Raw genomic sequence first — 14,805 nt, 5'->3', positions numbered from 1 at the left:
ATGCTTCGTTGGAATGAGGAATCTTCACAAGTACAAGCAGCGGCGCTAATGCGCCCTGCAGTTTCTGCCAGTGCCAAGGTTGAAGCTATATGCAAAACTATTTTAGCTAACGTAAAAGAGCAAGGCGATGAAGCCTTACTTAGCATGGCTAAAGAGTTTGATAATAGATCTAACCCTCGCTTATGTGTTCCGCTTGATGAAATTAACGCATCAGAGCAAGCACTAAGTGCAGAGCTTAAATACGCAATTGATACCGCTTATGCAAACGTTAAACGTTTTCACGAAGCGCAATTGCCAAAAGATATTAAATTATCGACCCAACCAGGCGTTGTATGTGAACTGAAATATCAAGCCATCGAAGCAGTCGGTATTTATGTACCCGGTGGCAGTGCTCCACTGCCATCGTCGGTTATTATGCAGGGTGTATTAGCGCAGTTAAGCGGCGCAAAAACCGTTGTACTTGCTACACCGGTACAAGGTGATAAAGCGATTAACCCTGCTATTTTATATGCAGCTAAGTTATGTGGCATTACTACTTTGATAGAAAGTGGTGGCGCAGGCGCAATTGCAGCAATGGCTTATGGCACCGAATCGGTTCCTAAAGTGAACAAAATATTTGGCCCAGGTAATAGCTTTGTAACAATGGCTAAACAGCTCGTTGCGCAAACTATTCCAGGTATGGCAATTGATATGCCAGCAGGTCCGTCTGAAGTACTTGTTATTGCAGATGAACGTGCAAACCCAGAATTTATAGCCGCCGATTTACTCTCACAAGCAGAGCACGGTGCAGACTCGCAAGTTATTTTATTATGTAACAGCGAGAGTATTATAGAACAAACTCAGCAGGCACTTACACGCCAGCTGGCTAATTTGAGCCGCAAAGAAACAGCCGAGCAAGCGCTCGCTAATTCTTCGCTTATTTTAGTTGATTCAGTTGCGCAAGCATTTGATGTATCGGCGCAGTACGGACCAGAGCACTTAATTTTACAACTAGGCGATGCAACACCGTACCTAGATAAAGTTAAAAATGCAGGCTCAGTATTTGTAGGTGACTACACGCCAGAATCTGCAGGCGATTACGCATCGGGAACTAACCACGTGTTACCAACATATGGTTACAGTGCAACATACTCGAGCTTAAACTTACTTGATTTTTTTCGTACATACACAGTGCAAACAATTACTAAAAGTGGATTAACCCAGCTTTCAAAAGCTATTTTACCACTTGCAGATGCAGAAGGCCTTGATGCCCACGCTAATGCGGTTTCAATTCGTTTAGAGGCAATTAAAAATGAGCAATGAGAGCGCACAAGCGTCTAGCTTATTACCTAAGAATATTGCAGCCCTTGCTGCATACAGCTCTGCAAAAAGTGAAAAGCTAACCGGTACTACGTGGCTCAATGCTAACGAAAGCCCTTATGCTAAAAATCTTGAACTGAGTATTGAAGATTTAAATCGCTACCCTGATCCACAACCGCAACTGGTTATTGACAGGTACGCCGCTTATACAGAGCTTGAAAGCGAAAATATATTAATGACGCGCGGCGCAGATGAAGGCATTGAGCTTTTAGTGCGCACATACTGTGAGCCAGCTAAAGATAGTATTGCGCTATTTTTACCAACCTACGGTATGTACAAAGTAACCGCCGATACACACAACGTTGGTATTAACGCGCTTACCCAAGAATTATTAAGTGGCAGTGCTGACGAAATAGTTGCAGCTGTTGGCAGCTCAAAACTGGTATTTATTTGTAACCCAAATAATCCAACTGGCAGCTTAACGCCACTTGATAAAGTAAAAGCGATTGCAACAGCGCTTATGGGTAAAGCACTGGTTATTGTTGATGAAGCTTATATAGAGTTTTGCCCAGAGCAAAGCGCCACTAAACTTATTAATGAGTTTAGTAATGTAGTGGTTTTGCGTACGCTTTCTAAAGCGTTTGCGTTGGCAGGCCTCAGAACAGGCTTTACCCTTGCACAAGCAGCAACTCTTGCGCCAATTCGTAAAGTCATTGCGCCGTATCCAGTATCTGGCGTTGTAGCAAGTATTGCAGCGCAAGCAATTGCACCCGATGCAATTACATCAATGCGCCGCCAAGTGACTATTTTAAATAGCTTAAAAGCTAAATTAGTAGATTGGCTAAACGCCTCCCCTGCTGCATTAAAAATTCTCACTGGTGAAGGTAACTTTGTTACTTTAAAATTAGCCGATAAAAACTATTTTAAAATTGCACTTGAGCAAGGTTTGGTTATGCGCGCTTTTACGCTATACGGTGAAGACGACTGGCTACGAATTTCAATTGGCAGTGAACAAGAACTCGAACAAGTAAAAATTTGGTTAGATGGCTTACAAACGCCAGCTTCCACAGCATCTTTAGCAGGAAACGAAGTATCATGAGTAACCCCTATTTATTTATCGACCGCGACGGCACTATCATTGAAGAGCCAATTACCGACAAACAGGTAGATAGCCTTGAAAAGCTAGCATTTTTACCTGGTGTTATTCCTGCGTTGTTACAATTACAAGCTGCAGGTTACCGTTTAGTTATGGTATCTAACCAAGATGGTTTGGGCACAGATAGCTTCCCTACTGCTGATTTTGACATAGCACAAGACAAAATGATGGACATAATGCAAAGCCAAGGCATTAGCTTTGACGAAGTATTAATTTGCCCTCACTTTAACGAGCAAAACTGCGATTGCCGTAAACCTAAAACAGGCTTACTTACCGAGCTTATGCGCTCAGGCAAAGTAGACTTAGCGCGCTCTTTTGTTATTGGCGACCGCGAAACTGATATTGGCCTTGCTCAAAACTTATGTTGTGAAGGTATTTTATACGACGGCGATTGGAGTGCGATAGTGACTAAATTGACCACCGCAAACCGCGAAGGTCGTGTTACACGAAACACTAAAGAAACCCAAATTGATGTAGCCATAAACTTAGATCAAACTAAAAATGGCAGCATAGACACCGGTCTTGGCTTTTTTGATCACATGCTTGATCAAATTCGCACGCACGCAAACATTGGTTTAAACATTAAAGCCAAAGGTGATTTACACATAGACGAGCACCACCTTGTTGAAGACATTGGTATTGCCTTAGGTGTCGCACTTAAACAAGCCCTCGGTACTAAATCGCAAATTGCGCGCTATGGTTTTGCTCTTCCTATGGATGAGTGTAAAGCCGAAGCACAAATTGATTTATCGGGCCGTGCATCATTTGTATTAAACGCTAACTTTAGCCGCGAAAAAGCCGGTGATTTAGACGTACAAATGGTTGAGCACTTTTTCAAAAGCTTAAGTGATAACGCCGCTATTAGCCTTATTTTATCGGTAAGCGACGGTAACTGTCATCACCAAGTAGAAGGCTTATTTAAAGCGTTTTCACGTGCACTTCGTATGGCAGTAGCACAAGACACGACCCAACAAACAGCCAGCTCTAAGGGATGTTTATGATTGCCATAATTAATACCGGTTGTGCCAATATAAATTCAGTACGTTTTGCGTTTGAACGCTTAGGGCAAACGCCAACAGTAATTACTTCACCAGAGCAATTAGCGGGTTTTGAGCGCGCTATATTACCAGGTGTAGGTCACGCATCGGTTGCTATGAAACGCCTAGTCGATAACGGCTGGCAACAAGCTATAAACGAATACCAGCGCCCGCTTATGGGGATTTGCTTAGGTATGCAGTTACTGTGCGAAAGCACCGAAGAAGGTAACGTACAGTGCCTGGGTAAAATACCAGGACAAGTAAAAGCGCTTGATGTAGGCAACTTAACGTCGCCGCATATGGGTTGGAATAACTTAAGCGTTAACAAAGAGCATGCATTAACTAAAGGGCTGACGCTCGATGAGCAAGTGTATTTTGTTCACAGCTTTGCGCACACCGTAAACGACGCCACACTCGTGAGCGGCGAATACGGTCAAACCTTTTCAGCCATTGTTGCTAAAGACAATTACGCAGGCATGCAATTTCACCCAGAGCGCAGCGCAAAAGTTGGCGCACGTTTATTACAAAATTTTGTTGATTGGCAGTTATAAGCTGCCCATTAACTAACAAAAAAGAGATTATTTGTGATTATTCCAGCATTAGACGTATTACAAAATCAAATTGTGCGCTTGTACCAAGGTAAATACGACACAGCACAGTTTTACCCTTTCGAACTTGGTGCGCGTTTAAAAGAATACGCCGACAGTGGCGCAGGTAAACTACACCTTGTTGATTTAGAAGGTGCACGCGATCCAAGTAAAAAGCAGTGGAAACATATTCAAGCTGCAACCAAAGCACTTAACGTACCTTACCAAGTGGGTGGCGGTATCCGCTCAGAGCAAGATGTAAGTGATTGGCTAAAAGCCGGTGCAAACCAAGTTGTTATTGGTTCAATGGCAGTAGAAAAACGCGAACAAGTAAAAGCGTGGATTGAGCAATTTGGCGCAGAACACTTTGTAATTGCTCTTGATGTAAATAAAACAGCCACGGGCTGGGCACCTGCTACACACGGTTGGTTAAGTGAATCTGAATTTGGTTTACTTGAGCTGGTAGATTTTTATGTAGGCTTAGGTGTTATTGACTTTTTATGCACGGACATCAGTAAAGATGGCACCATGACGGGTCCATCGTTTGAGCTTTACGAAGATCTAACTCGCCACAACAGCACAATTAAAGTGCAAGCCTCAGGGGGCGTAAGCTCACTTGACGACATTAAAAAGCTTAAAGGGCTAGGTGTAGGCGGCGTTATTTTAGGTAAATCATTGCTTGATGGCGCATTTAGCGTTGAGGAGGCATTGGCATGTTATCAAAACGCATAATCCCATGTTTAGACGTTAAAGACGGCCAAGTAGTTAAAGGCGTTAAGTTTAAAGGTCATGAAGTTGTTGGCGACATTTTGACAATGGCTAAAGCCTACAGCGAAGCTGGCGCCGATGAACTGGTTTTTTACGAAATCAGTGCAAGCGTTGAAAAACGCCTACTTGATGTAAACTGGGTAGAAAGTATTGCACGCAATATCGATATTCCATTTTGTGTAGCCGGCGGTATTAAATCAGTAGCTGATGCAGCGCGTGTTTTAGAGCGCGGTGCTGACAAAATAAGCATTAACAGCCCTGCTATTGCGCGCCCTGAACTTATTAAAGAATTACACGATGAGTTTGGTAAGCAATGTGTTGTTGTTGGCATAGACAGCTTTTTTGATGAAACGACCGGTGAATATTTAGTTTACCAATTAACTGGCGATCCTAATGCATCAAGCCGTACGCGTTATAAAACACAAGAATGGGTTAAACGCGTACAAGATTTAGGTGCAGGCGAAATTGTATTAAACTGTATGAACCAAGATGGGGTTCGTAACGGTTACGACAACGAGCAACTCAGTAAAATTCGCGAGCTATGTAACATTCCTTTAATCGCCTCTGGCGGTGCGGGTAGTATGCAAGATTTTGTTGATGTATTTAAACAAAGCAAAGTAGATGGTGCATTAGCCGCCAGCGTTTTTCATAAAAATGTGATTAACATTGGCGAACTAAAACAATTTTTAACAGATAACCAAGTGGCAGCAAGATTATGCAAGTAACACAACAAAACCAAGCTCAAGTCGATTTCGCTAAAAGTGACATGATCCCTGCTATTATTCAAGATGCCCGCTCGGGTGTTATTTTAATGCAAGGCTTTATGAACAGCGAAGCACTCGCTGTTACGCTTGAGAGTAATAAAGTAACGTTTTACTCGCGTTCAAAATCGCGTTTATGGACTAAAGGTGAGTCATCAGAAAACTACTTAAACGTAGTGTCTGTGCATACCGATTGTGACTACGATTCAATTTTAGTACTTGCCAACCCAGAAGGCCCAACGTGCCACTTAGGCACACAAAGCTGTTTTGGTGATGAAGCAAAACCAAGTTTAAGCTTTTTAGCACAGTTAGAAGATGTGATTGTAGCGCGTAAAAACGACGACCCTGAAAAAAGCTACACAGCGTCATTATTTGCAAAAGACTTAAGCCGTAGTTGTCAAAAAGTAGGTGAAGAAGGCGTAGAAGTTGCCCTTGCCGCTATGAAACACGATAACGATGAGCTAACAAACGAATCTGCTGATTTAATTTATCACCTGACTGTATTGCTACAACGCCAAGGCTTAGCCCTTGAAGATGTAGTTAAATGCTTGCAAGGTCGCCATAAATAGCATTAGTTGTGACTAACAAAGAGGCTCATATTTATATGGGCCTTTTTATTTTTACAGTAAATCACGTGTGATATAGTGCGTGGCTAAATTAATCGGTTACTGTGAACTATGAAAAACTATATTACTCCTTCTATTGTCGCATTTATTTTAGTTATCGCGTTTATTTTAGCGGGCTGTACCAGCAAAACTAATCAGACTACAACTACAGCAACCACTACTACAACGAATCAGTCTGTAAAAACCACAGTAACACTCGATGAATGCAGCACCATAAATAACCTAATAAATGGTTATGAGTCTGGTTTTAATTCAATCAAAACAGATAAAGTAAATAACCAGTTTACTAATAAATGGCGTACTAATACTCATATTATTGGAGCAACCTGTACGGTTACTTTAAATAATTCAGAGCAAGCAAGCTACCAATGCCAAACACCTGTTAATAAACAAACGCAAACCGTAAGGTCTCATCAAAAACTGGCTAAGCAATTACGCCAATGCTTAACCACAACAGGTTGGTTTGAAAGCCAAAAAGAAACAGCAAGTTCAATTTACAGCACCTTTGTACTTGATACTAAAACCCCTGTCATTACACTCTCTACCAATCAAGAAGGTAATGGGTTCACTACTCGCTTTGAAATTGCTCCACCGTTAGGACTTTAATAATGCGCCAATTAAATCAAAACAAAAAACCATCTAAATTTAAAACTGATTGCCTAGGAATATGCGAAAGGCGCAGCGGTTACTGCACCGGTTGTGGGCGTACCAACGAAGAAATTTTTGATTGGATAATATTATCTGAAGATGAAAAAAAAGCGATTTTAGAAACACCACGAGCAGATGCTAACTCATAACAAATAAAGCCCCTAAATGTTAAAAGTAACAGTTAACTGATTAACTAAAAACTTTTTACTTGTTGTGGCTATTCATTTTAGTTGCGCTAATACAGCTTTCGACTACTTGCTCAAATGAGTTATTAATATCTATATTTATAACATTGGGCTCATCTTCTTTTGGTACTTCTAGCGCTTCAAATTGGCTTTTGAGTAAATCAACAGGCATAAAATGCCCTTTTCTGTCCTGCATACGGCTTTTAACCAGTTCAAAATCACCATAAAGATGTAAAAAGGTAATGCCTATATTTCCGTCACGTATTTGTTCTCGGTATTTCTTTTTTAATGCAGAGCAGACTATTACCGCAATTTCATTTTTCTTTTCAATGCTAAATGCAGCATCACGTATTCTTTCTAGCCAAGGCACACGATCAGCATCGTTTAAAGGCTGCCCAGATGACATTTTTAATATATTAGCCTTGGGATGTAAGTCGTCTCCGTCGATAAATTTAGCGCCAATGCGCTTTGCTAATGCATCACCCACACTTGACTTTCCTGTGCTTGAAACCCCCATTACAATATAAACACGACCTACATTTGTGTTACTCATGTATTTACCCTCGCCTTAATTTAATAATTAATTATTTTCAATGTATATATTATATTGAGTTACGGGTAACATGTTACCCGTAACAAATACGAAAGTGAAGTTAAACACACACTAAACATCATAATTCACACTGAATATAAGTAGGGAAAAATGTCAGATTTATCATTAATACTAACCGCGGCAGGCTCCATATTTTTATTGCTTTTCTTAGTAATGAAAGTACGACTACATGCTGTCGTCTCTTTAATCCTTGTTTCTATGATTGCAGGATTATTCTCAGGAATGAGCCCTGAAATAATTGCCGCTACAATTCAAAAAGGAATGGCAGGTACACTAGGCTTTGTCGCGGTGGTGGTCGCTTTAGGCGCCATGTTTGGCAAAGTAATGGAAGAAACCGGCGCGCTGGATCGTATTGCTCACACACTTTTACACCGTTTTGGAGAAAAAAACGCTAATTGGGCGCTTACCTTTACGGGCTTTATTTGTGCCCTCCCCCTCTTTTTTGATGTGGCCGTTGTACTTTTAATCGGTATTGTTTTTGCTGTGGTAAGAAAAGGCGGTGGCAGCGTTGTTAAAATTGGTATTGGGCTACTTGCTGGAATAGCGTCTTGTCAGGCGTTTCTTATTCCTGCGCCAGGGCCGATTTTGGTTGCCTCTCAATTAGGCGCTGACTATGGTTATATGATTTTATTTGGCCTTATTGCTGCCATACCGGCAATGATTATAGGAGGTCCAATTTGGGGCTCTATTATTTCTAAATCTATTCATGTAGAACTCCCACAGCACGAACAAATCGACGATAACCAAAGAGTTGGTAAAGGGACGCCTAGTTTTGGATTAGCATTAGGTTTGATTGCTTTGCCATTAATTATGATTAGTTTAAATACTATTGGTAGTCGCTTTGTTGAAAAAGACTCTGATTTATATAATTGGTTAGCCTTTATAGGTCATCCATTTACAGCAATTTTAGTTGCCTGCCTAATGGCATTTTATTTGCTCGGCGCAAGGCGCGGTGTCCCTAATGCTAAAATCATGGAAATTTGTGGTAGTGCCCTACAACCTGCGGGAATTATTATTCTTGTCACTGGTGCCGGTGGGGTATTTAAACAAGTATTAGTTGATTCAGGAGTAGGTACTGCACTGGGTAATTACTTAGCTGGCTCAGGCTTACCGATTGTAATACTCGCTTTTGTATTATCAGCCGCAGTGCGGGTCATTCAAGGCTCTGCGACAGTAGCTATGCTTACAGCGTGTGGCTTAATTATTCCAATGCTTCAGCCTTTAGGCCTTGATGGAGCGCAGCTTGCCGCTGTTACCATCGCTATTGGTGGGGGCTCTATTGTGCTCTCCCATGTAAACGACTCAGGATTTTGGTTAGCGAGTCGCTATCTCGGTTTGAGCGAAATGCAAACTCTTAAAACATGGACAGTTATGGAAACCATTATTGGTACTGTTGGCGCACTTGTCGCTATGATTATTTCTCTGTTTTTGTAAAATTACAGTATGTAGAGTTATCATCACACATATAAAAATTACCTGAGCCTTTTGTTATTTAGGCTCAGGTAATTAAGCTCATGTAATTTGAGTATTTAAACACTCTCACCTAGATGAACTATATAACCAGTATCAATTACTTGCTTATAATCCATGCTAGTATCCAAATCGGAATTAATCCGGCTCAACAACTCTCTTCCCGCAACATTACCTATCTGATAACGAGGGGTGATCACACTTGCTAATTGAGGCACCATTGCTTGGCCAATATCATGACCATGAAAACCAACAATCCCCATTTGGCTAGGCACTAAAATATTGTTTCGCTGGCACTCAAAAATAGCCCCAATTGCTAAATCATCATTAGTACAAAACAAACAATCAGTATTTGGGTAGTCAGTACGCGCTTTTTGTAAAAGTTCAGCGCCTAAACTATAAGATGAAGCTTGATCAGTCATCACACTTTTAGGCGTAAAGCCTTTAGCTAACATAGCATCTGAATAACCTTGAAATTTTAGGCGTGTTCGTACATCGAGCCTTGCACCTATATAAACAATATTGCGATAGCCTTTATTTAAAAGTGCCGTCGTCATATCAAAAGCGGCTTTAACGTTATCAAAACCAACCGCTTGCTGCATAGGAGAGTGATGAGTATCCATTATTTCAATCACAGGTACGCCTGACATTTCAATCATTTTTAGCGTTCTGTCTGTATGTGTGGTTTCTGATAAAATTAAACCATCAACGTGGTACGACAATAAATACTCAACCCGTTTTTCTTCAATTTCAGGGTTGTAACCATAATGGGCCAACATTGTTTGGTATCCTGCAGGCCCTGTTACATCTTCAATGCCTCTTATAACTTGAGCAAATACGTGATTCGTTAACGATGGGACTAGTACACCAATAGAGTAGCTTTTAGCATTAGAGAGTAAATCAGGGGCTTTATTTGCAATGTAGCCTAGCGTATCAATAGCTGCACTAATTTTAGTGCGAGTAGACTCTGATACTTTTTCGGGATTACGTAAATAACGACTCACCGTCATTTTGGTTACACCAACCGCATCGGCAATATCTTGAAGAGAAGAACGTTTGTTTTTTTTCATCACACACAATTAAATAAAATGTTACTTGTAACATACCAACTATTGCGAAAAATCACTACTTTTAGCCATTTTTATTTAGGTTATCGCTAAGCGATTACCCAGAGATTTAAATAACCTAGACCTATTTTAATGAATAAATCTGTATTTGTACCAATAACATTAAACAGAGGCTCAGATACTCCGAGCCTCATCGTAATTAAAAACTTATAGCAATCTCAACAATTGCGAACCAGGTATGCCGCTTTGTGGTAATAGCGCGGGGGTAACTGCAAATACTTCTGGGATTTTACTTTTAATTTCATCCATCTTTTTACGGTTATTTTGTTTATCATAAACATAATATTTAAGGATATTTCCGTATACATCGTCTTTTGCATCAACCTGCTCTAGGGTTTTTAATGCTTTATCGTAATCAGCAAGGTAAATGTATGCCAGTGCTAAGTTATCAGCAGAGCCAACATGTAGCTTCCCTTCAAGCTGTTTTGATAAATCTTCAAGCTCTGCAACAGCAAGCTTATAACGCCCTAGCTGTATATAGGCCGTTGCTAATGAATTTTTTAAAAAGTAAGGCGGGTTACTGCCCGGCTCGTACCATTTTTCGTAAGCACTCAATATGTCTTCATATTGCTCAAGTTTAGAGTAAATGTGATTTAGCAGCCTAAAGCTTTGTAGTTTGATTTCAGCTTCTTCAAAACCAGTAAGTTTGCCTCTATTCAAGTGCCAATCTTGAATGCCTTGCGCAGCTTGGTTTAACAGTTCAGGGTTATCACTTTTTGCCCCAGCAGCGCTTTTTAGAAGCTGTGCAAGTTGTTGTTTATATTCTTCACTTTTAACAGGAGCCTGAGACGTATTATTACTTTGCTGTTTGTTATCTGAACTACCGTCTACAATTTGCGCTGCAGCTAAAGCACTAAAAGACATTGCCGCCGCAACCATAACCAAATATTTACTTTTCATTGTTTTTTCCTTGTTTAACATTTTGATCCTCTGAATATTAAAACTCTTAGAATGAGCAATATTCAAAAGTGGGGGGGTAAAAAAGTTAGGCGAGCTTTTAGCACTTTGCTCTTGTAGCAATAAACTTGCTAAATCCAATTGGTATTTACCTTTTAGCTTTTGCATACACAACTCATCACAGCTAAGTTCGAGTTGCTCTCTTGCTAAACCAGTTAACTTTAAGCAAATAGGATTCCACCAAAAAACGCTTTCTATAAAACAAATAAGCCACGTCCAATAAATATCACCTTGTTGTAAATGAGTTACCTCGTGTTGAATGACTGAATCTAATTCTTTACGGTGTGTCATCGTCGACTCTAACCAAATAACAGGCTTTATTAACCCGGTAGCAAAAGCAGGTTCTGTATGGGTTGTTAGTCTAATTGGATACTGATTGTTGATGTGGTTAAGTTCAGGACTTGGCTTTGAGTTAATGTATAAATTTTTTATAAGCTTTACATATAAGCCCACGCGTAATAAAAACAATCCAAAACCAGCTAAAACTAAAACCATAAAAACATTACTAAGTGATGGCAATAAGTCCCATATAACCATATCGCTTTGTAATTCGTCCTTAGTTGCTACTTGTTCAGCATTTGGTATTAGTGCTTTAACATCGGGAATCAATTGCGCCACGTTAAATGTGTAACGATTTTCTCCTTCAAATAAGGATAACTGGGAAAAATATTGCCAAGGGACAAACCAACATGCCAAGGCAGTCATTAAAATGTAAAAGTTTAATCGTGCTGGGGCATTTTTTAGCCCTTTTACTGTAAGCAAAATACATAAGCTAATAAGTGTGCAAGTTAGTAAATAATCCGTCATTATTCTCTCCTTTAATCTAACTTCTTATTTTTTAAAAGCGTTTGTAAATATTCTATATCTTCATCATTTAGCTTTTCTTCTTTGATAAAGTGGGCAATTAAACTACGAGAATTACCTTTAAAAAATCGTTGCATAAAACTAGGCATAGCTTGCTCCGATAATGTGTCTTGAGTCACTATTGTTCTAAAAACAATAGCTCGCCCTTCATGTCCACAACGCTCAATCGCTCCTTTGTGTTCTAACCTATCTACAATAGTTTTAACTGTTGTATAGGCTACTTTTTTATCTTTTTGCTTATCAGCTAAAAGCACTTTATGTAGTTGACTCGCGGTACAAGGTTCTTCCTGCCAGAGCAGCTGCATAATATCCATTTCAAAATCACTAAGTTTCATTGTCGCTCCTATTACTACAGTTGTAGTGGTACTGTTACAAATGTAGTAGTAAGTAATCTTAGTGTCAATACAAAATTGACATGTGATTAAAAAACAAACGGTAGAAATATAAAAGTCTTGGGAAGGTTTTATAAAAAAGGTAGATAAAATAAAGAGGTATACTTATTAATAGATTTTAGAAAAACATAAAAAACGATAGTTTATTTTCAACTAACGTTTTTTATGCTTTAAAGTTTTTTATGAAAGGTAGTGAGGTAACTATGCTTTATCGAGCGCTTGGCTTACATCGGCAATTATATCTACAATGTTTTCAATACCGACCGACAAACGAATTAAATCGCGACTTACGCCCGCATTAGCAAGCTCTTCATCATTTAATTGGCGGTGTGTGGTTGACGCTGGATGACATGCAAGCGACTTGGCATCGCCAATATTAACTAAGCGTAAAATCATGTTTAGCGCATCAATAAAACGAGTACCCGCTTCTAGGCCACCAGCAATACCAAAACTTAAAATACCCGATGCTTTACCACTGGTAATTTTTTGACTCATTTCGTTATACGGGCTTGATTTAAGCCCTGCGTAATTAACCCAAAGTACTTTTGGATGATTTTCTAAATATTCAGCTAACTGCTGTGCATTTTCGCAGTGGCGATCCATTCTTAAGCCTAAGGTTTCAAGGCCGATTAAAATGTCAGATGCGTTTTTAGGCGCAAGCGCTGCGCCGGTATTTCTAAGTGGCACTACTCTGCAACGTCCAATAAATGCAGCTTCAGCAAAAGCTTCGGTATACACCACATTGTGATACGACGGATCGGGCTCGTTCATCATTGCAAAACGCGTAGCATTCGCTTTCCAATCAAATTTACCTGAGTCGACAATCATGCCGCCAATGGCAGTACCGTGCCCGTTTATATACTTTGTAAGTGAGTGAACCACTATATCGGCGCCCAGCTCAAATGGGCGGCATAAATACGGCGTAGCCACAGTATTATCAACAATAAGCGGCACACCTTTACTGTGTGCAATACGTGCTAAACGTTCAATATCAACAATATTACCTGCAGGATTACCAATAGATTCACAAAAAACAGCGCGGGTGTTATCGTCAATTGCATTCTCGAACGCGGTAAAGTCATCGGCTTTAATCATGCGCGCTTCAATACCTTGCCTAGGTAGTGTATGAGCAAATAAGTTATACGTGCCACCATATACTTGGCTGGTGCTTACAATATTAGTGCCTACTTCGCACAAGCATTGAATAGCATAAGTAATAGCGGCCATCCCAGAGGCAACAGCTAGCCCACCAATACCCCCTTCCATTGCAGCAATACGTTGTTCAAGTACGGCATTAGTTGGGTTCATTATGCGGGTGTAAATATTTCCAGGTACTTTTAAATCGAATAAATCAGCGCCATGCTGCGTATTATCAAATGTATAAGAAGAAGTGTGATAGATAGGCACGGCTGCCGATTTGGTCGTAGGCTCAGATTCGTAACCGTGGTGCAGTGCTAATGACTCTAATTTCATAATTATTTCCTTCAATTAATTTACCACTAAGCTAGCACTTCTTGATTATAAAATGCACATGAAATATTTTAAAGAGTGTTGAGGTGAGGTGATTTGATTTAAGTTAAAGGCGGCGGTTAATGGGCATTCAAATGATATTTAACAACTAATCAGTCCTATTATTCACAATATAATAATCCACCAAGCATAATATTTATTATTGGTAATAATTTACACAATTTGCTATTAATAGAAGCCCATAAACTAAGGATATTCCAGCGTAAAAAAGAAAAGTATCCTTCAATAAACCTGCAGTGCTATAAAAGGAGTTATTAGTATGTCAAAAATGTTCAAGTTAAAATCAAACAGAAATATTGCTATAAAAATGAGTTGTGGAGTGACATTAATTTGCGCTACATACATATCATTTAGTAACATATTTATAGGGCTAGGTTTAGCTGTCGTCTCTATTCTCATAACTTACTCTGTATTAAGTAAAAAAGGCAGTTGGTTCTCTTAGTTATAACTGAAACTATTTGAGTAACGTCATTCATACAAGAGAGCAGACGCTATAAGCTTCTAGCACTCTTTCTAAGTTTAGCTAAGAGCGAATAGCAGATCGTTGAGGTTGGCTAAAAATCGTAGTTACTTGATTGGTCAAACTGCTCTTTGCGCGTATATTCATGAAAATAAGCGACGCGCGCATATTGTTCTATTAAACTTTACTTTAAAGCTTTAAAAAACTTAGTGGTAGTAATGCTTTAGGTTATTTGTTAAAACTAAATAAAGTAGATAAATGAGCGTTAAGTCGGCAGAAATATGCGCGATGAGCGCACTATTAAATTGTTGAACTAAGCCGCTAC

General features: G+C 39.7%; 15 protein-coding genes. 10 read left to right on the top strand and 5 right to left on the bottom strand.

Features of this window, described 5'->3' with window-relative positions:
• The 9 genes from hisD to GQR38_RS13815 all read left to right on the top strand — a co-directional run bounded on the left by hisD (window position 1) and on the right by GQR38_RS13815 (window position 7,031).
• Window positions 1-1,302: a histidinol dehydrogenase gene (gene hisD / locus GQR38_RS13855; protein WP_165722032.1), complete on the top strand. Its 1,302-nt coding sequence runs from the start codon at window positions 1-3 to the stop codon at window positions 1,300-1,302.
• Window positions 1,292-2,398, top strand: coding sequence for a histidinol-phosphate transaminase (gene hisC, locus GQR38_RS13850; protein WP_165722033.1), 1,107 nt, complete (start codon window positions 1,292-1,294; stop codon window positions 2,396-2,398). The genes hisD and hisC overlap by 11 nt, the downstream gene beginning before the upstream one ends.
• Window positions 2,395-3,456: a bifunctional histidinol-phosphatase/imidazoleglycerol-phosphate dehydratase HisB gene (gene hisB, locus GQR38_RS13845; RefSeq protein WP_007580650.1), complete on the top strand. Its 1,062-nt coding sequence runs from the start codon at window positions 2,395-2,397 to the stop codon at window positions 3,454-3,456. The genes hisC and hisB overlap by 4 nt, the downstream gene beginning before the upstream one ends.
• Window positions 3,453-4,043: an imidazole glycerol phosphate synthase subunit HisH gene (gene hisH, locus GQR38_RS13840; RefSeq protein ID WP_002960265.1), complete on the top strand. Its 591-nt coding sequence runs from the start codon at window positions 3,453-3,455 to the stop codon at window positions 4,041-4,043. The genes hisB and hisH overlap by 4 nt, the downstream gene beginning before the upstream one ends.
• A gap of 33 nt (window positions 4,044-4,076) precedes the next feature.
• On the top strand, window positions 4,077-4,811 hold the full coding sequence (locus GQR38_RS13835; RefSeq protein ID WP_165722034.1) for a 1-(5-phosphoribosyl)-5-[(5-phosphoribosylamino)methylideneamino] imidazole-4-carboxamide isomerase: 735 nt from the start codon (window positions 4,077-4,079) through the stop codon (window positions 4,809-4,811).
• Window positions 4,793-5,572, top strand: coding sequence for an imidazole glycerol phosphate synthase subunit HisF (hisF, locus tag GQR38_RS13830; protein ID WP_024611092.1), 780 nt, complete (start codon window positions 4,793-4,795; stop codon window positions 5,570-5,572). Before GQR38_RS13835 ends, hisF begins: the two co-directional genes overlap by 19 nt.
• On the top strand, window positions 5,563-6,177 hold the full coding sequence (hisIE, locus tag GQR38_RS13825; protein WP_165722035.1) for a bifunctional phosphoribosyl-AMP cyclohydrolase/phosphoribosyl-ATP diphosphatase HisIE: 615 nt from the start codon (window positions 5,563-5,565) through the stop codon (window positions 6,175-6,177). The genes hisF and hisIE overlap by 10 nt, the downstream gene beginning before the upstream one ends.
• A gap of 108 nt (window positions 6,178-6,285) precedes the next feature.
• On the top strand, window positions 6,286-6,840 hold the full coding sequence (locus GQR38_RS13820; protein ID WP_165722036.1) for a hypothetical protein: 555 nt from the start codon (window positions 6,286-6,288) through the stop codon (window positions 6,838-6,840).
• 2 nt (window positions 6,841-6,842) lie between these two features.
• Window positions 6,843-7,031: a DUF1289 domain-containing protein gene (locus GQR38_RS13815; RefSeq protein WP_002960277.1), complete on the top strand. Its 189-nt coding sequence runs from the start codon at window positions 6,843-6,845 to the stop codon at window positions 7,029-7,031.
• A 55-nt stretch (window positions 7,032-7,086) separates the two neighbouring features.
• Here the strand turns inward: GQR38_RS13815 and GQR38_RS13810 are convergent, their stop codons facing one another.
• Window positions 7,087-7,620: a gluconokinase gene (locus GQR38_RS13810; protein ID WP_165722037.1), complete on the bottom strand. Its 534-nt coding sequence runs from the start codon at window positions 7,618-7,620 to the stop codon at window positions 7,087-7,089.
• 150 nt (window positions 7,621-7,770) lie between these two features.
• On the opposite strand from GQR38_RS13810, the gene gntU reads away from it, so the two are divergent.
• Window positions 7,771-9,114, top strand: a complete 1,344-nt coding sequence (gene gntU, locus GQR38_RS13805; RefSeq protein WP_165722038.1) for a gluconate transporter — start codon at window positions 7,771-7,773, stop codon at window positions 9,112-9,114.
• Window positions 9,115-9,209: 95 nt separating this feature from the next.
• Here gntU and gntR read toward each other — a convergent pair whose 3' ends face one another.
• From gntR to GQR38_RS13785, 4 genes are all read right to left on the bottom strand, one after another.
• Window positions 9,210-10,220 (bottom strand): gluconate operon transcriptional repressor GntR, encoded by a 1,011-nt coding sequence (gene gntR / locus GQR38_RS13800; protein WP_165722039.1) that lies wholly within the window; start codon window positions 10,218-10,220, stop codon window positions 9,210-9,212.
• A 204-nt stretch (window positions 10,221-10,424) separates the two neighbouring features.
• Complete coding sequence (locus GQR38_RS13795) at window positions 10,425-12,041, bottom strand: M56 family metallopeptidase (protein ID WP_165722040.1); 1,617 nt, start codon at window positions 12,039-12,041, stop codon at window positions 10,425-10,427.
• Window positions 12,042-12,052: 11 nt separating this feature from the next.
• Window positions 12,053-12,433 (bottom strand): BlaI/MecI/CopY family transcriptional regulator, encoded by a 381-nt coding sequence (locus GQR38_RS13790; protein ID WP_002960288.1) that lies wholly within the window; start codon window positions 12,431-12,433, stop codon window positions 12,053-12,055.
• 258 nt (window positions 12,434-12,691) lie between these two features.
• Window positions 12,692-13,963, bottom strand: a complete 1,272-nt coding sequence (locus tag GQR38_RS13785) for an aminotransferase class I/II-fold pyridoxal phosphate-dependent enzyme (protein ID WP_165722041.1) — start codon at window positions 13,961-13,963, stop codon at window positions 12,692-12,694.
• Between the last annotated feature and the right edge of the window lie 842 nt (window positions 13,964-14,805).

The organism is Pseudoalteromonas sp. c7(2019) (assembly GCF_011378625.1).
In the GTDB taxonomy this organism is placed as follows: domain Bacteria; phylum Pseudomonadota; class Gammaproteobacteria; order Enterobacterales; family Alteromonadaceae; genus Pseudoalteromonas; species Pseudoalteromonas arctica.
The sequence above is the reverse complement of the archived record's forward strand: the minus strand, read 5'-3'. Positions and strand labels throughout refer to the sequence as shown.